Origin of the sequence: Aggregatibacter sp. Marseille-P9115, from assembly GCF_920939465.1 — a bacterium.
Lineage (GTDB): Bacteria > Pseudomonadota > Gammaproteobacteria > Enterobacterales > Pasteurellaceae > Aggregatibacter > Aggregatibacter segnis_B.
Window position 1 is genome coordinate 1,878,405 of sequence record NZ_OV100759.1, and the last position, 17,772, is coordinate 1,896,176.

Annotated in this window: 31 protein-coding genes; 13 read left to right on the forward strand and 18 right to left on the reverse strand. The window is 41.0% G+C overall.

Annotated elements, in window-relative coordinates:
* Nucleotides 1-144: 144 nt before the first annotated feature.
* From LQ983_RS08960 to LQ983_RS08995, 8 genes are all read right to left on the reverse strand, one after another.
* Nucleotides 145-330: an AlpA family transcriptional regulator gene (locus LQ983_RS08960; RefSeq protein WP_230622416.1), complete on the reverse strand. Its 186-nt coding sequence runs from the start codon at nucleotides 328-330 to the stop codon at nucleotides 145-147.
* A gap of 14 nt (nucleotides 331-344) precedes the next feature.
* On the reverse strand, nucleotides 345-560 hold the full coding sequence (locus tag LQ983_RS08965; RefSeq protein ID WP_230622417.1) for a hypothetical protein: 216 nt from the start codon (nucleotides 558-560) through the stop codon (nucleotides 345-347).
* Nucleotides 561-789: 229 nt separating this feature from the next.
* The gene (locus tag LQ983_RS08970) at nucleotides 790-1,026 is read right to left on the reverse strand and encodes a DUF551 domain-containing protein (protein ID WP_230622418.1); all 237 of its coding nucleotides are present in this window, start codon (nucleotides 1,024-1,026) and stop codon (nucleotides 790-792) included.
* Nucleotides 1,019-1,246 (reverse strand): hypothetical protein, encoded by a 228-nt coding sequence (locus tag LQ983_RS08975; protein ID WP_230622419.1) that lies wholly within the window; start codon nucleotides 1,244-1,246, stop codon nucleotides 1,019-1,021. The genes LQ983_RS08970 and LQ983_RS08975 overlap by 8 nt, the downstream gene beginning before the upstream one ends.
* Nucleotides 1,247-1,248: 2 nt before the next feature.
* Complete coding sequence (locus LQ983_RS08980; protein WP_230622420.1) at nucleotides 1,249-1,725, reverse strand: class I SAM-dependent methyltransferase; 477 nt, start codon at nucleotides 1,723-1,725, stop codon at nucleotides 1,249-1,251.
* Nucleotides 1,712-2,065 (reverse strand): hypothetical protein, encoded by a 354-nt coding sequence (locus LQ983_RS08985; RefSeq protein ID WP_230622421.1) that lies wholly within the window; start codon nucleotides 2,063-2,065, stop codon nucleotides 1,712-1,714. Before LQ983_RS08985 ends, LQ983_RS08980 begins: the two co-directional genes overlap by 14 nt.
* Nucleotides 2,066-2,122: 57 nt before the next feature.
* On the reverse strand, nucleotides 2,123-2,917 hold the full coding sequence (locus LQ983_RS08990; protein WP_230622422.1) for a DUF2303 family protein: 795 nt from the start codon (nucleotides 2,915-2,917) through the stop codon (nucleotides 2,123-2,125).
* A gap of 73 nt (nucleotides 2,918-2,990) precedes the next feature.
* A complete protein-coding gene (locus LQ983_RS08995; RefSeq protein ID WP_230622423.1) occupies nucleotides 2,991-3,350 on the reverse strand; it encodes a hypothetical protein in 360 nt (119 codons plus the stop codon).
* 129 nt (nucleotides 3,351-3,479) lie between these two features.
* Between LQ983_RS08995 and LQ983_RS09000 the strand changes: the two genes are divergently transcribed.
* On the forward strand, nucleotides 3,480-3,833 hold the full coding sequence (locus LQ983_RS09000) for a hypothetical protein (RefSeq protein ID WP_230622424.1): 354 nt from the start codon (nucleotides 3,480-3,482) through the stop codon (nucleotides 3,831-3,833).
* Here LQ983_RS09000 and LQ983_RS09005 read toward each other — a convergent pair.
* The 6 genes from LQ983_RS09005 to LQ983_RS09030 all read right to left on the reverse strand — a co-directional run bounded on the left by LQ983_RS09005 (nucleotide 3,830) and on the right by LQ983_RS09030 (nucleotide 7,286).
* Nucleotides 3,830-4,441 (reverse strand): YqaJ viral recombinase family protein, encoded by a 612-nt coding sequence (locus LQ983_RS09005; protein ID WP_230622425.1) that lies wholly within the window; start codon nucleotides 4,439-4,441, stop codon nucleotides 3,830-3,832. The genes LQ983_RS09000 and LQ983_RS09005 overlap by 4 nt on opposite strands.
* A complete protein-coding gene (bet, locus tag LQ983_RS09010; protein WP_230622426.1) occupies nucleotides 4,438-5,196 on the reverse strand; it encodes a phage recombination protein Bet in 759 nt (252 codons plus the stop codon). The genes LQ983_RS09005 and bet overlap by 4 nt, the downstream gene beginning before the upstream one ends.
* 5 nt (nucleotides 5,197-5,201) lie before the next feature.
* Nucleotides 5,202-6,164 (reverse strand): hypothetical protein, encoded by a 963-nt coding sequence (locus LQ983_RS09015; RefSeq protein WP_230622427.1) that lies wholly within the window; start codon nucleotides 6,162-6,164, stop codon nucleotides 5,202-5,204.
* Between the two features lie 2 nt (nucleotides 6,165-6,166).
* Nucleotides 6,167-6,331 carry a hypothetical protein gene (locus LQ983_RS09020; protein WP_230622428.1) on the reverse strand — a complete coding sequence of 55 codons (165 nt, stop codon included), beginning with the start codon at nucleotides 6,329-6,331 and terminating at the stop codon, nucleotides 6,167-6,169.
* Nucleotides 6,309-6,617 (reverse strand): hypothetical protein, encoded by a 309-nt coding sequence (locus LQ983_RS09025; RefSeq protein ID WP_230622429.1) that lies wholly within the window; start codon nucleotides 6,615-6,617, stop codon nucleotides 6,309-6,311. Before LQ983_RS09025 ends, LQ983_RS09020 begins: the two co-directional genes overlap by 23 nt.
* Before the next feature lie 168 nt (nucleotides 6,618-6,785).
* Nucleotides 6,786-7,286, reverse strand: a complete 501-nt coding sequence (locus LQ983_RS09030; protein ID WP_230622430.1) for a hypothetical protein — start codon at nucleotides 7,284-7,286, stop codon at nucleotides 6,786-6,788.
* An 824-nt stretch (nucleotides 7,287-8,110) separates the two neighbouring features.
* Between LQ983_RS09030 and LQ983_RS09035 the strand changes: the two genes are divergently transcribed.
* On the forward strand, nucleotides 8,111-8,596 hold the full coding sequence (locus LQ983_RS09035) for a hypothetical protein (RefSeq protein WP_230622431.1): 486 nt from the start codon (nucleotides 8,111-8,113) through the stop codon (nucleotides 8,594-8,596).
* Nucleotides 8,597-8,978: 382 nt separating this feature from the next.
* Here the strand turns inward: LQ983_RS09035 and LQ983_RS09040 are convergent, their stop codons facing one another.
* Genes LQ983_RS09040 through LQ983_RS09055 form a run of 4 tightly spaced genes read right to left on the reverse strand, consistent with a single transcriptional unit; the run spans nucleotide 8,979 to nucleotide 11,423 of the window.
* Nucleotides 8,979-9,389 carry a hypothetical protein gene (locus tag LQ983_RS09040; RefSeq protein ID WP_230622432.1) on the reverse strand — a complete coding sequence of 137 codons (411 nt, stop codon included), beginning with the start codon at nucleotides 9,387-9,389 and terminating at the stop codon, nucleotides 8,979-8,981.
* A complete protein-coding gene (locus LQ983_RS09045) occupies nucleotides 9,382-9,648 on the reverse strand; it encodes a hypothetical protein (RefSeq protein WP_230622433.1) in 267 nt (88 codons plus the stop codon). The genes LQ983_RS09040 and LQ983_RS09045 overlap by 8 nt, the downstream gene beginning before the upstream one ends.
* Nucleotides 9,632-10,648 carry a hypothetical protein gene (locus LQ983_RS09050; RefSeq protein ID WP_230622434.1) on the reverse strand — a complete coding sequence of 339 codons (1,017 nt, stop codon included), beginning with the start codon at nucleotides 10,646-10,648 and terminating at the stop codon, nucleotides 9,632-9,634. The genes LQ983_RS09045 and LQ983_RS09050 overlap by 17 nt, the downstream gene beginning before the upstream one ends.
* A 22-nt stretch (nucleotides 10,649-10,670) precedes the next feature.
* Nucleotides 10,671-11,423, reverse strand: coding sequence for a LexA family transcriptional regulator (locus LQ983_RS09055; protein WP_148324354.1), 753 nt, complete (start codon nucleotides 11,421-11,423; stop codon nucleotides 10,671-10,673).
* A gap of 127 nt (nucleotides 11,424-11,550) precedes the next feature.
* On the opposite strand from LQ983_RS09055, the gene LQ983_RS09060 reads away from it, so the two are divergent.
* From LQ983_RS09060 to LQ983_RS09110, 11 genes are all read left to right on the forward strand, one after another.
* The gene (locus LQ983_RS09060; protein ID WP_109064362.1) at nucleotides 11,551-11,784 is read left to right on the forward strand and encodes a helix-turn-helix transcriptional regulator; all 234 of its coding nucleotides are present in this window, start codon (nucleotides 11,551-11,553) and stop codon (nucleotides 11,782-11,784) included.
* Nucleotides 11,785-11,832: 48 nt separating this feature from the next.
* A complete protein-coding gene (locus LQ983_RS09065; RefSeq protein WP_230622435.1) occupies nucleotides 11,833-12,276 on the forward strand; it encodes a YmfL family putative regulatory protein in 444 nt (147 codons plus the stop codon).
* 253 nt (nucleotides 12,277-12,529) lie between these two features.
* The gene (locus LQ983_RS09070) at nucleotides 12,530-13,249 is read left to right on the forward strand and encodes a phage antirepressor KilAC domain-containing protein (RefSeq protein WP_230622436.1); all 720 of its coding nucleotides are present in this window, start codon (nucleotides 12,530-12,532) and stop codon (nucleotides 13,247-13,249) included.
* Nucleotides 13,249-14,022 carry a replication protein gene (locus LQ983_RS09075; protein WP_230622437.1) on the forward strand — a complete coding sequence of 258 codons (774 nt, stop codon included), beginning with the start codon at nucleotides 13,249-13,251 and terminating at the stop codon, nucleotides 14,020-14,022. Before LQ983_RS09070 ends, LQ983_RS09075 begins: the two co-directional genes overlap by 1 nt.
* Nucleotides 14,010-14,645 carry a replication protein P gene (locus LQ983_RS09080; protein WP_230622438.1) on the forward strand — a complete coding sequence of 212 codons (636 nt, stop codon included), beginning with the start codon at nucleotides 14,010-14,012 and terminating at the stop codon, nucleotides 14,643-14,645. The genes LQ983_RS09075 and LQ983_RS09080 overlap by 13 nt, the downstream gene beginning before the upstream one ends.
* Entirely contained in the window at nucleotides 14,642-15,238 is a 597-nt protein-coding gene (locus tag LQ983_RS09085) for a phage N-6-adenine-methyltransferase (protein WP_230622439.1), read from the forward strand. The genes LQ983_RS09080 and LQ983_RS09085 overlap by 4 nt, the downstream gene beginning before the upstream one ends.
* 14 nt (nucleotides 15,239-15,252) lie before the next feature.
* A complete protein-coding gene (locus LQ983_RS09090; protein ID WP_230622440.1) occupies nucleotides 15,253-15,693 on the forward strand; it encodes a DUF1367 family protein in 441 nt (146 codons plus the stop codon).
* A 17-nt stretch (nucleotides 15,694-15,710) separates the two neighbouring features.
* A complete protein-coding gene (locus tag LQ983_RS09095) occupies nucleotides 15,711-16,280 on the forward strand; it encodes a recombination protein NinG (protein ID WP_230622441.1) in 570 nt (189 codons plus the stop codon).
* Nucleotides 16,270-16,641 (forward strand): antiterminator Q family protein, encoded by a 372-nt coding sequence (locus LQ983_RS09100; protein ID WP_230622442.1) that lies wholly within the window; start codon nucleotides 16,270-16,272, stop codon nucleotides 16,639-16,641. Before LQ983_RS09095 ends, LQ983_RS09100 begins: the two co-directional genes overlap by 11 nt.
* A gap of 181 nt (nucleotides 16,642-16,822) precedes the next feature.
* The gene (locus LQ983_RS09105; RefSeq protein WP_230622443.1) at nucleotides 16,823-17,209 is read left to right on the forward strand and encodes a phage holin, lambda family; all 387 of its coding nucleotides are present in this window, start codon (nucleotides 16,823-16,825) and stop codon (nucleotides 17,207-17,209) included.
* Nucleotides 17,187-17,771: a glycoside hydrolase family 19 protein gene (locus LQ983_RS09110; RefSeq protein WP_230622444.1), complete on the forward strand. Its 585-nt coding sequence runs from the start codon at nucleotides 17,187-17,189 to the stop codon at nucleotides 17,769-17,771. Before LQ983_RS09105 ends, LQ983_RS09110 begins: the two co-directional genes overlap by 23 nt.
* The last annotated feature ends 1 nt before the right edge of the window (nucleotide 17,772 follow it).

The following is a 17,772-nucleotide window of genomic DNA, read 5'->3' on the forward strand; positions in this document are numbered from 1 at the left end:
GCCCTGAAAATTCAAGGCTTTTTTACTAATTATTCCCACTCAATTATATCTTTAGCATTTAATTTGTTGATTTATAAGATTTGAATTATGTTGCTTTAGGGGTGATACCGTCAAAAATACCGTCATCGGGCAAAGGTAGTTAATTTAATTGACAATTCTCTTTGCGATCCAATCGTCAATATCTTGCTTGCGCCAAGCCACTCGCCCCATTGACGCTTTAATACTGTTCGGGAATTCCCCTTTGCGCATCATACGCCAAATTGTCGGATAGCTCAAACTGGTCATTTCGACCACTTTAGCTTTACTGAGTAATATTGTTTGTGATTCCATTTTTTATATTTCCCTTAACGCGGTCTAACAATATCCGGCACCTCAATAACCATAATTTGGTTATCATCCACGCCTTTGTATTTCTTCCAATAATGGACGATTTCTAACGCTTGCCCTTTCGTTACGCCTTTATCAGATTCGCTTATTACGTCCCATTCACGGCGAAACCGGCACTCAAGGACAATGTATTTCCGCCCGTCTATGATTTCAGGCGTTGTGTTAAAAAACATTCTTCGCTCCTCTCTGAATTAGCCAAATTTTTACCCGGAAGAAGAACACATCCTCTCGCAATCTCATGTCGCTATATCGTTTGAAATGATAGATCAGATAAAACGCAGACAAATTGAATATTGCCGACCAAAATAAATAATCGCTCATATTTACTCCAATAAAAAACCGCACCTAAAAAGTGCGGTCTGTGAACTAGCCGGAATTACCGGATTATCGAGTTATCAACTTTTATTTGATAACTGGCGGGTGTGGAATTGGTCGCCAGTGAGTAACCTGCGGCAAGTCAAAACCATAGGTAGAGCCGACAAAACAGAAGCCATCGTTGCATTTGCCGTCATCAAGCCAAGCTATGTCGAATTGTTTTCGGTCGCCAATATTCAGCGTTGGCACGAAGATAAGAACATCTTCGCCAACAGGTGGAAGTCTGTCTTCAACCCTGATCCAGCCGTTATTTTCGTTACTCATCTTCTATTTCCTCCATTGCATCATCTATCGCGCCACGAACGGTTAAATTATCATCGCACCAATTCCAATGACCGCGATCATCTTTAATTGCCACGCTGTAATATATGTCGTTATGATGACTATCGGAATTTAATTCACAAATATTGGATTCCAAGAAATCCAACCGCGCTTTATCTTTTAGCAGTTCTGTATATTCTGCTTTTGTTATTGTTACTGTCATAATTAAACCCCTTTCATGAATAATAGCCAATGAGTTTTGTTGAGACGCCCTGACTTATGTCCAATTACAGGAATAGCGCCAATAACCTTTAAAATCTCGCTCACTTGGATTTGCGTTTCATTCCACTTAAAAATAAGGGTGCCAAAATCATCTAGCACCCTCATACACTCATCAAAACCCTGCTTCAACTGGGTTCGCCAATCTTCGTTTAGTCGCCCGTATTTTTGGACCAACCAAGATTTGTCACCGCCTTTTATCAAATGCGGCGGGTCAAAAATTACCAGTTTAAAAGACTTGTCCGGATAAGGCATATTGGTGAAATCATGTATAACATCAGGGTTTATTTTTAACATGCGCCCATCGCACAGAGTGGATTCATAAGTTCTATTATCCGCAAATAAGACGTTCGGATTTTGTTTGTCAAAATGGAACATGCGAGATCCGCAACAGGCGTCTAAAATTGGTTTATTTTGCTTCATTTTCACCAATCCGCTTGTCCTTATGCCACTTATCCGCCGGCAGATTGATCACATTTAACAGCGTTCCTTTTTCGTTTGCGTCTCTGTGTGCAATCATCCATTCTTTAAAATCTGACAGTTCCGGATCGCAATTACCGACTATCTTGTTTACATCATCTTTGCGTGTAACCGATTCAATCATTCGATCTCTTAATTCGCTATCAAACAACGCCCAATGCGCTTTCGTAAATATGACCAAATTCGGCGGTGTGTGATAGCCAATCGTATTATCGAAATAGTCGTAAAACATCTGCCGAAACATCGAATAAGGAATGTTTATATTCAATTTCACTTCGTTCATAACAACATCCTTTCTGGAAAAAGACCGCACTTTAAACCAAAATGCGGTCATATTTATTTAGTCTAATACGCCCTCGTAGAAATCTACATCGGCAATATTGGCTTTCAATTTTTCCAATGTCGTATTAAACGCGTCTTCAACCACTTTTTCCGGATTGATTAATTCGTACCACAAGAACAACGATCCGTCTTTAATGCGATAACGAATGCGTGCTTTTACTTGGTAGTAATCGCCGTTATGGAATGGTTGGATGCCCAGTACAATTTCTTCCGGCAATTTTGCGTTGCCGCCACCGGTTTTTTCGTCTGTGTAGGTAAACGACATAGTACCGTCTTGTAAGCGTTTAACCGACTTAAATTCAGATTTGCGGGTTTCTTCAAAGGCCAGCACCATTGCCAATAATTCAGCGCCGCTTACGATGTTGCCGTCAGTTGCAATGCAGTGAATGTTATTTTCCAAGAATGCACCAAATTCAACTTGGCTCATTGCCTGTTTGTCTTTGTGCGCCCATTCTTTCCAATCTTTTGAGTAAGGGCAGTTATAAGTTGCGGTATGGTCGCCCCAACGAGGATTGGCTGGATCTGCGTGGTAGTCAAAAACGGCAGTAATCTCCAATTCATCTAAGTTGGAAAAAATAGCGGTGCCGGCAACCTTGAATTTGTTGGCGTAATCAATTAAGGACTGTTCGGTGTTTAAGTACAGATTTTGGCGCAAACGGTTCGGTGCAGGCTGTAATTTTTCCAACGATTCGACGCTGAACTCGTTATTTAAAATAACGGCTTTATAACTATCTTCAACAGGCAGTCCATTGATCGCAAGTTTGGCAATATCGTTTACGGTTGTTTTTTCCATTTGTTTTTCCTCTTCTGGAGTTAATAAAAAACCTGTCGTGTGACAGGCTAGCGATTAAGATTTACGATTAAGCTTAAGCTGCGGCGGATCTGCTAACGACTTTCAGACCGCTTGCCGGTTTATCTTCGACGGTTTTCAAATCCATTTTAAGTTGGCTTGGGTCATCGAAAAGCACGTCACCGTCAGCCGTTGAGAACACAATGCTTTCTTCGCGATCCAATTCAGGGATTTTTGAATTAACCATTGGTGTGATTTTGATTTGGTTTTCGGTGCGTGTGTTAAGCATGGATACTTTCAGGCTTAATGTTAGCGTCCCTTGTTTGCGAGTTTCGCGAACCGCCTTAATTACTTCAGCGAGTGCGTCGGTTAATTCTGCGTTTAATTCGCCGCGATTAAGTTGAGATAATGTTTTATCAAAGTTAGCTTTGCTCATGCGAGCCTCCTGTTATTTAAGTGTTGTTTGTAGATAAAAGAAAACCCGCCTTGTGAGCGGGTTGTTGTAATATGATTTGGTATATGCTATTTATTAACCTAATAAATTATTAATAATAAGGATATATTCATGAAATGCACTATTCATATAAGCTCTCAAGTTAAAGAACAATTACATTTATATTTTGACGAATATATTCAAGCCTTGAGACATTATTTGTCTAAAGATTTCCCAAATATTGAATTTGATTTCAAGTATGTGGATAAGCATAGTCAAGGTACTGGCTCAGAAATAAATCCACCTCCTTGTATTTGCAATATTTCATTTCAATTTCCCGCAACTAAAGGAAAAGATATTTCAGAAGAAATTCTTGGGGTGGCGGATAAGGTTGCATTAAATTTGAAGAAAAAGTTCAGAGATAGAAGATTTCATCAATCATTAGATCCTGAACCATTTTTAACTTTGGATGAATTACTTAATTAGCCCTTATACGCTTTCAGCGTTTTAACAAATTGCGGGATATGTTCGTCAAACGCTTTCATTAATTTTTCATCGCGCTCGGCGGTAAACAAATAAAGCGTTTGTTTTTGATACTCGCGGCAATAACTCACAAAGTCCCAAGTTTCGTAGCCCGTTACCCATAAATTCGCCTGCACCTGTATGACGTACTCAGCCGGCACGCCACCCTCAAGCAAATAGCGGATATGGGTACTCATTTTCGGGCATTTGATTTCAAGCCCTTTTTTGAGTGACGGAATTAATCCGTCGGGGCTAACCATTACATCGCGGTTTTCGTTGAGATACACGCCGCCGACCTGAATAACGTCATTACCAGTTAAAAACTCGTAAGCGGCGCGCGCCTGCGGTTCAAGCTGGTTGCCTCGTTCCATAAAACCGGATTTAAACGTATCGCCACCGCCCAAGATGCTTTCTTCGATCAACTCGGCCATATACTTGATTTGCGCGCTTGATTTTTTACCGGTTGCCGTCACAATATTTTCAAAGCCCGTTGCGGTGGGGATACCTAAACGGGCTTTTAACCATTCTTCCGAGCCTTGTTCGCAATCAAGCGTTATTAGACCGTCAATCATAGTGGAACATCTTCTCCATCATTTTCTTGTTGCTTATCAAGGCGACCGTTCAGGATCGATATGGCATTGTCGGCTTGCTCTTTTGTCATTTCGGAAATATCTGCATGACCGTATGCCGTCAGTAGTTTTTCCATGCTTGTACCGGTTGCGTCAATTAAACCGATTAACATTTCTTTCTGTTCGGATGTAATCAACGCCGAAACGTCTATCACGTTTTGTTTAGGCGTTACGTTTACCGGCTCACGCTGCGTTTCCGCGATGCGTTCTGCCTCATCTTGGTCATAAATACCGGTAAAGCCGAAAGCAAGGCGCGCGCACTGGATCATTGCTTTGTGGCGGAGCATACGTTTAGGGTGAGTTTTCCACGGCCCCATATCGCGGTAACATTCGCTCATATACTCAGTGACCGAAATCGGCTTGGAGCGGTCTTTGCGGTAAATGCGGCAGGTGCATTTTTCATCGTCGAGATCGAACTCGATGCCGTCAAATTGCGGGTTTTCGTTCAAAATCCGCGCCCAACCATCTACGCCTACAATCGGCACAATGCCGTTGCTTTTATCGGGGAATGCGTAGATTTCTTTCGTCCAAGGATTTAATCCGTATTGATTGGCGACAATTAAAAGTGCGGTCATTTGACTGTCATTTACAGTACCTTTGAATGCCGTATTTTTTAATGTAGTCATCAGGTCAGAACCGTCTGCGATTTCAAAGCGTTTCGCCAGTTTGTCGGTTAATGTTTGGAGTGCTGTGGCCATCTCAATTATCCTTTAAGTGGTTTTAGTGTTACTTCGTATTTGTCGCCATATTGCGCTTTAACTTCGCGCGCGACGGTTACTGCGTCAGCTTGTGGCATTGGCGGCAATGAAATTTGGATAACAAAGCCGTGATTTTCTACCGCACTTTGTGCCGGCGTCGCCGGTGGAGTTTGTTCTTTCATTTCCTGCGCAACCCCCGCCGCTTCCGCTTGTACTTTTGCCTGTTCTTCCGCTTCCTGTTTGGCTTTACATGCCGCCGCTTCGGCTTCGGCTTTGCGTTGTGCTTCGCGTTGTTTTTCGTCTTCAATGCGTTGCGCCACGATTTCTTCCAAGTCGTCTTCACCGGCGATCAATTTCACCGCGTCAGAAAACAAATATTCGTGCGAGATTGGGATAAGTTTTAAACGTGATTGTAAGCGCGCGATTTCTTGTGCGATTTCCGCCAATACTAAGTTTTTCTCGGCGGTTACACCTTTTACCAAGCCGTCAATGGTACGCTTGTTTTTCGTCGCCCATTGCATACGTTGGTTTATTTCGTTCTTCGGCGTTGTCATTTCCAAAGCAAGGGAAATTGCGCTTTCTGTGCAGGTTTTGGTGCGAACGTCCATGATTTCCGCAATCGCTTCCTCGGCGATACGTTGGCGCACTTCCGCTTCTTTGGCTTTTACCAATTTGTCGCGACTTAAACGCTCGTCACGGAATTTGTCGGCAATCGCTTCCGCCTGTTCGATCAGCTTATTAATATCGCCTTGCTGTGCGTTTTTAATCGCTGCGCGGGTTTTATCTTCCAATTCTTTAAGGAGTTTTACTTCTTCCTTTGCGCGCCCGAAATCTTCGTCCGTTTCAAAGGACTGCGTGAGAGTAGATAAAAATTTGTCCGCTTGTTTTTCAAAGTCGGCGATATTACACGCCAGCACTTTACTTTCTGTGCTGATAATTAATTCAAATTTTTGTTCTTGGTTTTCCATTTTTAACCTCTGCCATAGCAATTACTTTTCCAATATTCGCAATCGTCGTCCGTCGGTTCTTCGTCATCTTCCGGCGGTTCGTCGCGTTGCGGTCGTTCTTCTAACGATTCGTAGTAGTCGTCCGGATTATCAAAGCTCCACACGCTACCGCGTCTTACTTTTCGCATTTCGTTGTTCCTGTAAAAGTGCGGTAGTTTTTCGCAAGTATTTTTCGGTGTCGGCATCTAAATTCGGTTGCCATTCGCCGTTTTCTTCGATCCATTCCGCTTTTGCTTCCGCAACTGTTTCCGCGCTGATTTGTTCGCTGATTTCGTTGTCGCTGTAATCGGTGGCATACTGTATTACCTGCGGTTTCTCGTCCGTTTGGGCGACGTTAAAATAAGCCTCGGTAATGACCGCGCCGGTCAAAAAAGCCACCGCAACGGCGAAGTGGAGCTTGAATAGTTTTTTCATTCTGCAATCCTTAATTGAGTAAGATTAGTGCGATCGCCGGCGGCAGGTACGATGCAACCACCAGCACAAATAAAGCGATGTCTTTAAGGTGTTTCATTTTGTTGTTCCTCATTCAGGAAATAAAAAACCGCACAAAAGTGCGGTGCTTATTTGATAATTTCTGTGATGTCACGAAAGTGATAAAGCCATATCAATTAATTCTTGGGCGCGCGCAGTTTCTTCTGGCGTTTTTGTCGGGAACCGCGCGCATCTTGCTATTACTCCGTCGAATGTCGCCAAGGCAACGCGCTCAAGCCCTACAATGAAAAAGTATTGCGGGTTTCTTCTCCACTGCTTAACAAGACCGCGATTTTCAAGCTCGAATAAACCTTGGTGGATTGGGTTTTTATCCAAGAACTTTTGGCTTTTCTTGGTCTGCGTGCTTCTATACGCAATTCGGCTTTCCATTCTCTGAATTTTTTCTTTTTGCTCTTTAATTGCCTTATCTTTGGCTATCAATCTTTCTTCGAGCTTGGCAACGCATTTCGCCATTTGCCGACCCTTTGAATTATCAAGTATGTTCGGCGTGCCACCGTGACCGATTCGCGGGTCTTCTGCCAAAATTGCGCTAAATTCTTCTTCAAGCCGCTGTAATTTGGCTTTCATTTTTTCCAACATTGCTTCGCTCATTTTTAATCCTCAAAAAAAATGCCCTCCGAAGAGGGCTAATAACCTAAGGAACCAAACAGAACGGCACCCACTAACGAAATTTTGACTTAAAAACGTTTAGTAAAAGACAGAATGCCGTTTTGTTTAATTGCCATTTCTTTATGCTTGTAATGGCTTCAAGCCAGAAAAGGGACGAATAAATAATTACGCTATGCCCTTAGCCTCGGAGCGGCTTAACCTATCCCTTTTTTTTATCAGTTAAGCGGCATTTTTGTTATCTCGCACTTGTAGCAAGTCAGTGCGAATTACTGCGATAACAGTTTTTTTTCAAAGAGATTGATTCTTTATTTTGCGGCTCAATCTTAAGCCCTGTTATCGTCTCTCCGATATGTCAAGTTCTGCCACTTTGTCACCCGCCCTTACATTTGCCCTTTCAGTCGGGAGCTGCTTGTATCATTTTTCAGATTGCTTAGAACATTGAATGCCAGTGTTGCCTTTTCAGCTCTCACGACCTTGCGAGCCGTGTGCCTAAGCTCCTAATCCCTCTATGATTAGTTCGCGCAAGTTTACTTGTCAGGGTCTAACCAACCTTTCCCGTTTCCTCGAGGTTGTTAACATTCGTTCGCACAAGCACCAAATTGTCTAAAATTCAAAACAGGTTAAGAATGAGTGCCTTTCTTTATCCTTGTAAGGCTCAAGTCCCTCTTGTGTTGCGACCACTGCGAGAAATATAATGCTTTCTTGCGACCATAATTTAATCGAGGAAAGCTCTATGAGAGGAGAGGAGAAAGGTCACGTTCCACCGCGACCAACACCACCGCCCAAACCAAAATAAGGATCTAAAAATGAACGATAAAACAAGAGAAGATTTAGTCTTTGAACTTTATTACAGCTATAATTTAGAGAACATCTATTATCATTTTAATGCTCGCCTAAATAACCTGTTAGTTACTATCCAATTACTACTCTCATCTGCCATTATTGGCGATCTAAGTCGCTACTTCCCAAATACGAATTTTAATATCCTTGTTGGGATTGTTTTGGCGATATTGAGTATTGTTTCTCTTGTTTATCGTTTCGGCGAAAAAGCTGCTTTGTCACAAGTCGCAAAAGGTCAATATCAAGCGTTAATTAAACGTTATCCAAAAATGAATGACGATGAACTTAATAACGCCTTAACCGAGACCGATGCTATTGATAATCATATTATCGGAGTATTTTGCGACATTTCTCATAAACGCTCAGCTATTCAGCTGAACCGAGAAGATGACACCAAACTAAATTGTTATCAGTCAGCTATCGCATGGTTTTGCGGTGAAAGTTTTAATTAAGGATTTGTTATGAGCGATGATTATTCATATAACCCCAAAAAACCAACTCCACCACCTACTAAAAAATAGGTTTTTATACCCACATAATAGTGGGTATTTTTTTACCCATTATTAACCTGTTTCAAATTTTTAAAGAGCAACTCAAAGTGTTTTGCTTTGATGCGGTCTATAATACTAAAACTAATATTAATAGTAAATAGTAAAACTAATATATTTTAATAAATTTACTATTTAAACTATTAAATTGCTGTTTTTACTAATATTTTATTTTTGTAAAATTTTGACTACTTGTTGAATTTGTGACCTAGATCACAGAAATTGGGTAGGGGAGAGGTTGGAACGGTGGATTTTGGGCAAAAGAAAACCGCCCGAAGGCGGTTGTTTAATTTAATTTATTTAATAGATCTTGCATTGTATGGATAGAAACGCCAATCTGGGACTGTATATTAATATGCTCGCTTAATCTTTTTTTCAATTTATTCAAATCTTCTTCCGTGAGTAAATCACTGTTGGCTTGAATTTGTTTTTTTAAATTTTTTATGCTTTTCTTTATATTTTTATTCATTCTAAGTATTTCTGGGCTTGTGCCAAATCGTCCTACAAATAAAGCTACACAGAAACTAAGAATCGGCGTCACTAAGGGGGCTGCAAGGTTAGCTATTTCAACCAAATGGGGAAGATTGGGAGTAATGTAAAATTTTATGATAAGCGAAAGAAAAAGCCCAATTCCTGCGGTATAAGAACCATATTCAAGCATTGAGAAAGGCTTTGTGACTGCATTTTGTTCAGCCATTACTTTCCTCGCTGCGTTTAATTTCTCTTAATTGTTCAATGATAGAATCTCTTGTCGATATTCTTATTGATTTAGAGCCAACCAAATTCCCATTATGATAATGATTGATGGTGATTTTATGATATGGGTTTAAAATACTACCAAGATAAAATGATAAGATTTTTAGTAAACGAGAAAGTACGGGGGTGCATAAAAGCACCCCTATAAACAAAGCTAATTCGTTGATATGCTCAACAAGCAAACTAATTAATCTTTCCATTATCAGAGATAATACGCCGCTCTTCTGGGGCTAAATGATGTTTAACTTTGGTTATAGTATAGTGTTCTTTTGTTTCATAACCTAGCATTTTTATTGTTTTGTTCATTGTTACAGTGAACAAATCGCCTTTCTTGAAACTGGCAATGTTCTCATTTATTTTTTTAATAAAATCCTCGTCAGTAATTTCAACCGGGTAAGAGTGATTGCCGTAAGTCATTTCCCACCCTTTACTGCCTTTAAAGCTTACTGTAAGTAGTGCGATTGTTGTTTCTAATATCTCAACCCTTTCTTTTGGATCGTTGATTTTCATCTTTTGAATCGTTCTTATTTCTTCCGGTTCCAACTTAACTAATATCTCTCTTGAGTCTTCAGATGAGTCAGGTGTTTTGATGGAATTTCCAGCCAATATTTTAAATGCCGGTTTTATGTTCCCTTCAAGAGGTGAGGACACCAGTGTTTTTATATTCTCACGAATATCTTTATTGGCTAATAACTTAGCTATGTTTTTATCTGATTTGATTTCTTTTCCATCAACACTTAAAGTTGCAACATCACTGTTATCATTGGTATGAATACCAATTACAGTTTCTCCTTTGGTGTCATTAATCGCATCAAATATGGTCTTTCCTAAGTTAGACACACTTTTTCTTGATTTTACGCTGGCGTAACCCAATCCAATGTATGGTAATACATCTATAACCTGTGTGGCCATATTATAAATATCAATTCCAAAAACAACCTCAAGGGAACCTTCCTGTGCTGGTGTTTCTACAAAAACGCCAAGGCTCTTGCGTCTGCCCGGATTTAATAACTTATCTGATTTTTCAATCAGATCATGCATTGCTATTATAGCCTTTCCAAGCTCTCTCGCATTCATGCGGTGATTTTCTAAATCTCGACTATCCGAATCATATGATAAAGTAATAAACTCAGTTTTAACTACCTTTCGTTGCTTAGGTTGTTTTTTATTATCCGGCAAACTCTTAGCTTTATCTGTCATATTTTTTTCCTTAGGTTGGTTGTTATAGATCAACAATATCCAGTGTTAATTTCTTGATCAGTTTTCCGACAAAATGAATTTGTTCTACTTGATCTTTTTCTAAGATTTCAGGATCGTAACTTGGATTGTCTGAAATTACTTTTAGTCTGTAGCCACTTAGATACTGCAAGCGCTTGATTCTTGCTTTCCCCTCATATACAAACGCATAGATGCCGTCATCTTTGAACTCATTAATTGTCTGGTCAATCGCTACAATATCGCCGTGTTTTAGGCTCATTTCGGCATTGGTTGGGTTGTACATGCTGTTTCCGTCAATAATCGCAATCGAGAGATTATTGGCAGTCTTGCGTTGAAAAATCTCCATGAACTTATCGCGCGAAAACTCAATAGAACGGATTGTGTCAGGGTAATCAAGATTGATGACTCCATCACCGGCGGCAAGATGGTTATCAAGCAATGTGAGCTTGATTGCATCGGTAGCTGTCGGTTCCGAAAACTCTTTTGCCTTTGTTACCAGAGTAGTGAAGTCCTCGGAAATATCAGGATCTATATCAGATGGTTCAACACCAAGAATCGAAGCAAATTTAATGATCGTTTCTTTGCTTATAGGCTGCTTACTATTTGGGTTCATATAGTGGCTTACACCGCCCTGTGTCTTAATATCCAACAGATTAGCGATTTTAGCTTGAGTTAATCCCAAATCTTTTTTCTTTGTTTCATAAATACTTTTTAGGCGAGTTTTAATCTCGAAAAGTCTTTGCTCCGCTTCGCTCATTGTATCCCTCTCGTATCTTTTGCCCGAATTATATTAGCCCCGCTAATAAGATCAAGAATAGTGGAAATATTAAAACTATTGAATAAAAGAAATAGTTTTGCTAATATTTAAGTATTCAGGAGGCTATATGAAATTAACCGAATATTTAGCCGAGAAAAAACTTACACAAGAACAGTTTGCTCGGCTTGTACAAAAAACGCAGGGCTTTGTTAGCCATTATTTGACGGGTCGTTGTGAGTTAAGCGCGAAAACAACATTAGCTTGGTCTGCCGTAACTAATTATTTGGTTACACCGCACGAATTAAGCCCGCACTTATACCCAAACCCGGATGATGGATTACCAAAACACCTTAGAGCGTAATTTACCAACCTTTACCCAAAAGAAAACCATAAAAACAAGGCAAAAATTATGGCAATGAAGAAAGTCATTATCGAAATGATTGAGAAGATACCGGGCGGCAAAAGTGCGGTAGCCGGATTTCTCGGATTTTCAGAGGCAGAGCTGAACAATCGTCTTTATCAGACGAAAGGGCAGCGGTTCAAAGACGAAGAATTGATTGCTATCCAGCAAGAATTTGGGCTGACCGATTACACGGAAGAATTATGCCGTTTAACCGGCGGTTGTTTTGTACCGCACCCTGAAGCAGACCAGTTAGACAACGTAGAAATTTCCGTGCTGCAACTGCATGAACAATCCGCGCGTGGATTGTTGTTTGAAGTGCTTGAAACGGCATTAGCAGACGGTGAAATCACTTCTCACGAAGAAGACAAAATCCGTCGCGCATTAGATAAACACTTGGCGGCGACACAACACACGATTGAGTGCGTTATTTCGCTAAATAAACGGCAATAAAAAATGGATGCAGAAAAATTTATTGAAAAACAACTCCGCCAAGCTCTGATTCAGGGGGGGCTGACATTGCGTCGATTAATGGTGCAGTGGAGATGTGCTTAAAAGAATATCGTCAACGCAGTTCGTTTAAACCGGATGTGATGACGTATTTATTAGATAAGGCAAAACGTTTTGTAAAAACGTCAAGTACTAAAGGCAAATAAAAACCACGGCGGCAACCGTGGCAATTTAGTGAAGATCAACGAGGCAAATTATGGCAAATCTAATTCAGATTAGCAATAGCAAAATCAACAATTCCGAAGTTAAAACGGTAAATGCGAGAGAATTACATTCATTTTTAGAAGTCTCAACGAGATTTTCAGACTGGATCCAAAGACGAATCTCAGAATATGAATTCGTTGAAAATCAAGACTTTGTAGTTTTACTCAAAAATGAGAAAAACCATGTAGGGGGGCGCCCTCAGAAAGAAGTTCACATTTCCATTGATATGGCAAAAGAACTATCAATGGTTGAGCGAAACGAAAAAGGAAAGCAAGCCAGACAATATTTTATTGAGATGGAAAAAGTGGCGAAATCCACTGATCCTATGATGCTATTAAACGACCCAGTTTACTTGCGTGGCGCGCTTGCAACGTATTCCGAAAGGGTGATCGAGCTTACCCCAAAGGCGGAGGCGTTTGATCGTTTAGCAACCGCAACCGAAGGCGCAATGAATCTCACTAATGCTGCAAAACACTTACAAATGCAACCAAGAGCATTCACCCAATTTTTATTTGCTCATGGTTGGATTTATAAGCGCACTGTTGGATCCGCTTGGATTGCTTATCAAGACAAATTGCAACGCGGTTATTTAGAGCATAAAGCTCACCCTGTCACACAACCTGACGGCACGGAAAAAATCTACCCTCAAGTATTGGTAACTGCAAAGGGTTTAGCCAAAATATCAACAATGCTTAATAAGGCGGTGGCGTAATGAGTAAATTTATTCCTAATGCTTTTCAAATTCCCAATTCCGTCATTGACGAATTGCTGGCAAAGCTCACTTGCGCAGAGCTTAAATGTTACTTGTTTGTAGTTCGCAAAACAAAGGGCTGGAACAAAGAATCAGACAGTATTTCTGTTAGCCAATTCATGGAAGTGACAGGGCTTAGTAATCGTTCGATTATAACTGCTTGTGAATCACTTGTTGAAATGGGTTTACTTGAGCGTTCCGGCGGAGAAAGAAAATTAAATACTTACTCGGTTAAAGCCTTTGATTTTTCCGAAACTGGTGAAAAAAGTTCACCAGATAAAACTGGTGAAAATTTTTCCGAAACTGGTGAAAAAAGTTCACCAGATCTGGTGAAAAAAGTTCACACACAAAATAACAATAAAAACACTATACAAAATAACAATAAAAAAAATACCAAAAAAAGCGAATCGGATTTGCTTGCTGAATTTGGAATCGTTGGTCAGCTTGCCGATGACTTCATCACCCACCGCAAAGCCTGTAAAGCACCAATCACAGAAACGGTATTGAAAGGTTTTCAGCGCGAAGCCGATAGTCTCGGCATGCCGATTGCTGAAGCTGTTGCATACGCAATCGAACGCGGTTGGCGAGGATTTAAAGCTGACTGGTACAGGCGTGATTTGAACAATCAGCCTGCCGAGCAGATGCCGGCGAATAAACCTAAATTCAGTAACGATCAAGCCGGCTGGTCTGCCGGGGTAGAAGTCGAAGTGGACGGTCAGTTATGGAAGTTTTAGCAACACAGAATCAACAAAACCAGTTACCGCCGGAACGCGCACAACGAGCCGAAGCTACGATTAACTGGCTTTTTCAAGAACTTAAAAATATTTTTTCAGGGTGGAAATACTCATTTGAAACCGAAGCGGATTTTCTTTCCGCCAAACAAACTTGGTTACGCGTATTGGCGAAAGAAAAAATCACCCGCGCACAGCTGAATAGAGGTTTGAGCAAAGCGGAAGAATCAAAGAGCCAATTTTGGCCAAGTGTTGGCTTGTTTGTGTCGTGGTGCCATGACGAAGACTATCACGCCTTGGGACTGCCGACAGCCGAAGAGCTAATCCAACGTTACAAAAACTACATGGGTTACGCGAGATTCAACCAGCATGAATTCAAATATCAATCCAAGGCTGAATATTGGGTACTCAAGACGCTTTACAACCAATACTGGAATAAACCTCTTGATGACACGCTGAAAGCCATCCCAAGAATTTTGAACGAAGCCGCCGAAAAAGTGCGGTCGGGATTTGAGTTCGAAGACATCCCGGAAATGATTGAACAAAAAATCGTAAATCTCCCACAAGAAAAAACATTAAAACACATCGCCAACTGCAAGGCGGCATTGAGAGGACAAGCGGCATGACAGAGCAACAATTTGACCGCAACACATGGCAAACGCCGAAGTATGTTTTTAACTGGCTCAAAAACAAATTTGGCTGGTTTGATTTAGATGGTTGCGCAAATGCCAAAAACGCCTTGTGTTGTCACTACATTGGCGATCAAGGGACAGATGACGATGATAATTTATCTATTGCCCCTGATTTTTTAGCTGACAACCTTTTTGATTTATTACTTGATGAAGTGGCAGAGGTTTGCTCTTTCCCACTGCGTATTTTCGTCAATCCGCCTTACAACAACCCACTGCCTTTTGTGTTGCGTGCAGCAGAATTGCGCAAGGCCGGTTATTTTGTAGTGATGTTGCTGCCGTTAGATAAATCTACAATTTGGTTTGATGTTATCCGCAAAGAGGCTAACGAGGTGATCGATATTATTGGCTTTGTTGATGATAAAGGTAAGTATAACTCTGGGAGAATCAAATTTATTAATCCAACCACAGGCAAAAAAGGGGCGAGTAATAACAAAGGCTCAATGGTCGTTGTTTTCGACCCGTGCGCAGATGATTTTGTTCAACGGTCGGTCAGTATAGGACATATTCAAAAGTGCGGTGGTTATTAATCATGAAAATCCCAATGATTAAAAACGCGGGTGGGGTATTTTGCCCCGCTGATGAGATGTATCTACCAGCGCTACAAGGGTTTAAAAATGGAGGGTTATATAACGTCGAAATTAAGAAAACGCGTAATCCTGCTTTTCATAGAAAGGTATTTTCGTTTTTCAAATTCTGCTTCGAACATTGGTCGGCAGACAAAACAGATTGGAAATACTTCGATGAAAAAAAACAGTTCGATACATTCCGTAAACACTTAACCGTGTTAGCCGGGTTTAAGGAAGTGACATACAACTTAGACGGCGGATTGCGTGTAGAAGCGCAGAGTTTGAGTTATGCCAACATGGAACAAGATGAGTTTGAGAGTTGCTATAAAGCACTTATCCGTGCGGCAATATCAAACATTTTTAACAACACAAAAGACGAAAACGTCATAAATCAGCTTTATGCGTTTTTTTGGTAGATGGGATTTTACGGACGATGACAAAACCTAAAACCCTCAAGCCCAAAAAATGCAAGTCATGCGGCATTGAGTTTATCCCCAAAAGCTCTCTCCAAAAAGTCTGCTCACCTAAATGCGCATTTGATTTAACCCGTCAAAATGCGCAGAAAGAGCGAGATAAGGCGGAAAAGAAAAGACTGAGCGAACGTAAAGCTAAATTAAAAAGTCGCTCAGAATGGCTAAAAGAGGCGCAGGCGGCATTTAATAAATTTATCCGGTTACGGGATAAAGACCAACCTTGTATCAGTTGCGGTCGGTATCATCAAGGGCAATACCATGCCGGACATTATCGCAGTGTCGGAGCCTGTCCCGAATTGCGATTTTGCGAACTAAACGTACACAAACAATGCGCCCCCTGTAATGACCACAAGAGCGGAAGCATCATTGAGTACCGGATTAATCTCGTCAATAAAATCGGCGCAGATAAAGTGGCTTGGTTGGAGCGACAAGACCACGAGCCGAAAAAGTACACAGCCGAAGATTGCAAAGAAATCATCAAACACTATAAAGCGAAAATTAAAGAGCTAGAGGTCTTACATGAGCATTAACATCAACAAAGTATCTGTACAGTGGGGATATTGGGCAACGCCACGCTATGAAGGTGAATATCCACGCGTATCAGCAGGATTTGCAGAGCTTAAATGCGATGCGCGCTATTTGCCAAAATACCGGGTGCAGCCGATAGATGATGACTTGGGTATGCAGATTGACGGGCATATGCAAATAATGAAACGGGTATCGCCCGATTTGTACGATGTATTTATGCTCACTTACGTTAAACGATGGGATAACGTTGATATTTGCCGACACTTAAATTTATCAAGACGAGAGTATTTTCAACGCCTCAAAACTGCCAAAACATCACTGCTTTTGATGATTGAGTGTCAAAATTGTATTTTTGTTGCATAAATGCTTGACAGTGCGCACTAAAAATGTATCATTGTATGTAAGTTGCGGTTTTAGCGCATAGCAAACGCACAAGGATTTATTTACAACCCTGATCGGAAACGGTCGGGGTTTTTTATTACCTAAATTCAAGCTCACGTTAACGCGTGGGCTTTTTTATTGCCGTAACACGGCGGAGAAAACAATGCCGATGAAAGAGCCTGATGTGTGGGCAATGATTATTGCCTGGCTACAATTAAATTTTGGTAACGGGACAATTCACAGTGCCGGTGCCGCAATTTTTATGTCGCTTTTAAGAATGGGATTTATGCGCAAGAAACCTGCATTTCGCTACGTATTTATTGATGCAATGATTTGTGCGTCTATCGCTGGGGTTACCGTGCCAATATGTACGCACCTTGTTGGCCATGCGGAATTTTCCGGCTTTCTCGGTACGATGATTGGCTTTATCGGCACCGAGAAGATCCGCGAATTTTTATTTAAATTTATCAACCACCGTGTAAATGACGGTGATATTAGTTATAGACGTAGCAATGGAAGTAAATTCGATGATGATAATTTCAGAGAGTAAATTTAATCAAGTTTTTCCGCATGCGAAAAAAGGCATTTATGCGGCGATTGAAAAGCAAATCGAAAAAGCCGGATGCGTTACTAAAATCCAACAAGCGATGTTTTTAGCGCAATGTGGACATGAGAGCGCAGGATTTTCTGTTTTTACCGAAAATCTAAACTACTCCGACTATGCGCTAACTCAAGTCTTTCGCAAGTATTTTGACCCACTAACCGCCAAGAAATACGCTCGCAAGCCTGAGCAAATTGCCAATCGTGTGTACGCCAACAGAATGGGTAACGGCGATGAAGAAAGTGGCGATGGCTGGCGCTATCGTGGTCGTGGAATTATCCAAATCACCGGCAAGAAAAACTATATTGCTTTTCGCAACTGGCTTGGGCGTGATTTTGCATTACACGAGCTGGCGGAAGATTTGGATTTGGCTGTGTCAGCGGCGGTGTGGTACTGGCAAGCAAACGAATTGGCAAGTCTAGCAAGCGTTGAAAAGGTTACTGTCCGAATCAATGGCGGAACAAACGGTCTTGCTGATCGAGTGGCGTTATATCGCAAATTAATGGCGTAAT

What these genes read in the sequence shown, in the direction of transcription:
- LQ983_RS08960 (WP_230622416.1), bottom strand. Translation starts at nt 330, where the DNA reads ATGGAATCACAAACAATATTACTCAGTAAAGCTAAAGTGGTCGAAATG.
- LQ983_RS08965 (WP_230622417.1), bottom strand. Translation starts at nt 560, where the DNA reads ATGTTTTTTAACACAACGCCTGAAATCATAGACGGGCGGAAATACATT.
- LQ983_RS08970 (WP_230622418.1), bottom strand. Translation starts at nt 1,026, where the DNA reads ATGAGTAACGAAAATAACGGCTGGATCAGGGTTGAAGACAGACTTCCA.
- LQ983_RS08975 (WP_230622419.1), bottom strand. Translation starts at nt 1,246, where the DNA reads ATGACAGTAACAATAACAAAAGCAGAATATACAGAACTGCTAAAAGAT.
- LQ983_RS08980 (WP_230622420.1), bottom strand. Translation starts at nt 1,725, where the DNA reads ATGAAGCAAAATAAACCAATTTTAGACGCCTGTTGCGGATCTCGCATG.
- LQ983_RS08985 (WP_230622421.1), bottom strand. Translation starts at nt 2,065, where the DNA reads ATGAACGAAGTGAAATTGAATATAAACATTCCTTATTCGATGTTTCGG.
- LQ983_RS08990 (WP_230622422.1), bottom strand. Translation starts at nt 2,917, where the DNA reads ATGGAAAAAACAACCGTAAACGATATTGCCAAACTTGCGATCAATGGA.
- LQ983_RS08995 (WP_230622423.1), bottom strand. Translation starts at nt 3,350, where the DNA reads ATGAGCAAAGCTAACTTTGATAAAACATTATCTCAACTTAATCGCGGC.
- LQ983_RS09000 (WP_230622424.1), top strand. Translation starts at nt 3,480, where the DNA reads ATGAAATGCACTATTCATATAAGCTCTCAAGTTAAAGAACAATTACAT.
- LQ983_RS09005 (WP_230622425.1), bottom strand. Translation starts at nt 4,441, where the DNA reads ATGATTGACGGTCTAATAACGCTTGATTGCGAACAAGGCTCGGAAGAA.
- bet (WP_230622426.1), bottom strand. Translation starts at nt 5,196, where the DNA reads ATGGCCACAGCACTCCAAACATTAACCGACAAACTGGCGAAACGCTTT.
- LQ983_RS09015 (WP_230622427.1), bottom strand. Translation starts at nt 6,164, where the DNA reads ATGGAAAACCAAGAACAAAAATTTGAATTAATTATCAGCACAGAAAGT.
- LQ983_RS09020 (WP_230622428.1), bottom strand. Translation starts at nt 6,331, where the DNA reads ATGCGAAAAGTAAGACGCGGTAGCGTGTGGAGCTTTGATAATCCGGAC.
- LQ983_RS09025 (WP_230622429.1), bottom strand. Translation starts at nt 6,617, where the DNA reads ATGAAAAAACTATTCAAGCTCCACTTCGCCGTTGCGGTGGCTTTTTTG.
- LQ983_RS09030 (WP_230622430.1), bottom strand. Translation starts at nt 7,286, where the DNA reads ATGAGCGAAGCAATGTTGGAAAAAATGAAAGCCAAATTACAGCGGCTT.
- LQ983_RS09035 (WP_230622431.1), top strand. Translation starts at nt 8,111, where the DNA reads ATGAACGATAAAACAAGAGAAGATTTAGTCTTTGAACTTTATTACAGC.
- LQ983_RS09040 (WP_230622432.1), bottom strand. Translation starts at nt 9,389, where the DNA reads ATGGCTGAACAAAATGCAGTCACAAAGCCTTTCTCAATGCTTGAATAT.
- LQ983_RS09045 (WP_230622433.1), bottom strand. Translation starts at nt 9,648, where the DNA reads ATGGAAAGATTAATTAGTTTGCTTGTTGAGCATATCAACGAATTAGCT.
- LQ983_RS09050 (WP_230622434.1), bottom strand. Translation starts at nt 10,648, where the DNA reads ATGACAGATAAAGCTAAGAGTTTGCCGGATAATAAAAAACAACCTAAG.
- LQ983_RS09055 (WP_148324354.1), bottom strand. Translation starts at nt 11,423, where the DNA reads ATGAGCGAAGCGGAGCAAAGACTTTTCGAGATTAAAACTCGCCTAAAA.
- LQ983_RS09060 (WP_109064362.1), top strand. Translation starts at nt 11,551, where the DNA reads ATGAAATTAACCGAATATTTAGCCGAGAAAAAACTTACACAAGAACAG.
- LQ983_RS09065 (WP_230622435.1), top strand. Translation starts at nt 11,833, where the DNA reads ATGGCAATGAAGAAAGTCATTATCGAAATGATTGAGAAGATACCGGGC.
- LQ983_RS09070 (WP_230622436.1), top strand. Translation starts at nt 12,530, where the DNA reads ATGGCAAATCTAATTCAGATTAGCAATAGCAAAATCAACAATTCCGAA.
- LQ983_RS09075 (WP_230622437.1), top strand. Translation starts at nt 13,249, where the DNA reads ATGAGTAAATTTATTCCTAATGCTTTTCAAATTCCCAATTCCGTCATT.
- LQ983_RS09080 (WP_230622438.1), top strand. Translation starts at nt 14,010, where the DNA reads ATGGAAGTTTTAGCAACACAGAATCAACAAAACCAGTTACCGCCGGAA.
- LQ983_RS09085 (WP_230622439.1), top strand. Translation starts at nt 14,642, where the DNA reads ATGACAGAGCAACAATTTGACCGCAACACATGGCAAACGCCGAAGTAT.
- LQ983_RS09090 (WP_230622440.1), top strand. Translation starts at nt 15,253, where the DNA reads ATGATTAAAAACGCGGGTGGGGTATTTTGCCCCGCTGATGAGATGTAT.
- LQ983_RS09095 (WP_230622441.1), top strand. Translation starts at nt 15,711, where the DNA reads ATGACAAAACCTAAAACCCTCAAGCCCAAAAAATGCAAGTCATGCGGC.
- LQ983_RS09100 (WP_230622442.1), top strand. Translation starts at nt 16,270, where the DNA reads ATGAGCATTAACATCAACAAAGTATCTGTACAGTGGGGATATTGGGCA.
- LQ983_RS09105 (WP_230622443.1), top strand. Translation starts at nt 16,823, where the DNA reads ATGCCGATGAAAGAGCCTGATGTGTGGGCAATGATTATTGCCTGGCTA.
- LQ983_RS09110 (WP_230622444.1), top strand. Translation starts at nt 17,187, where the DNA reads ATGATGATAATTTCAGAGAGTAAATTTAATCAAGTTTTTCCGCATGCG.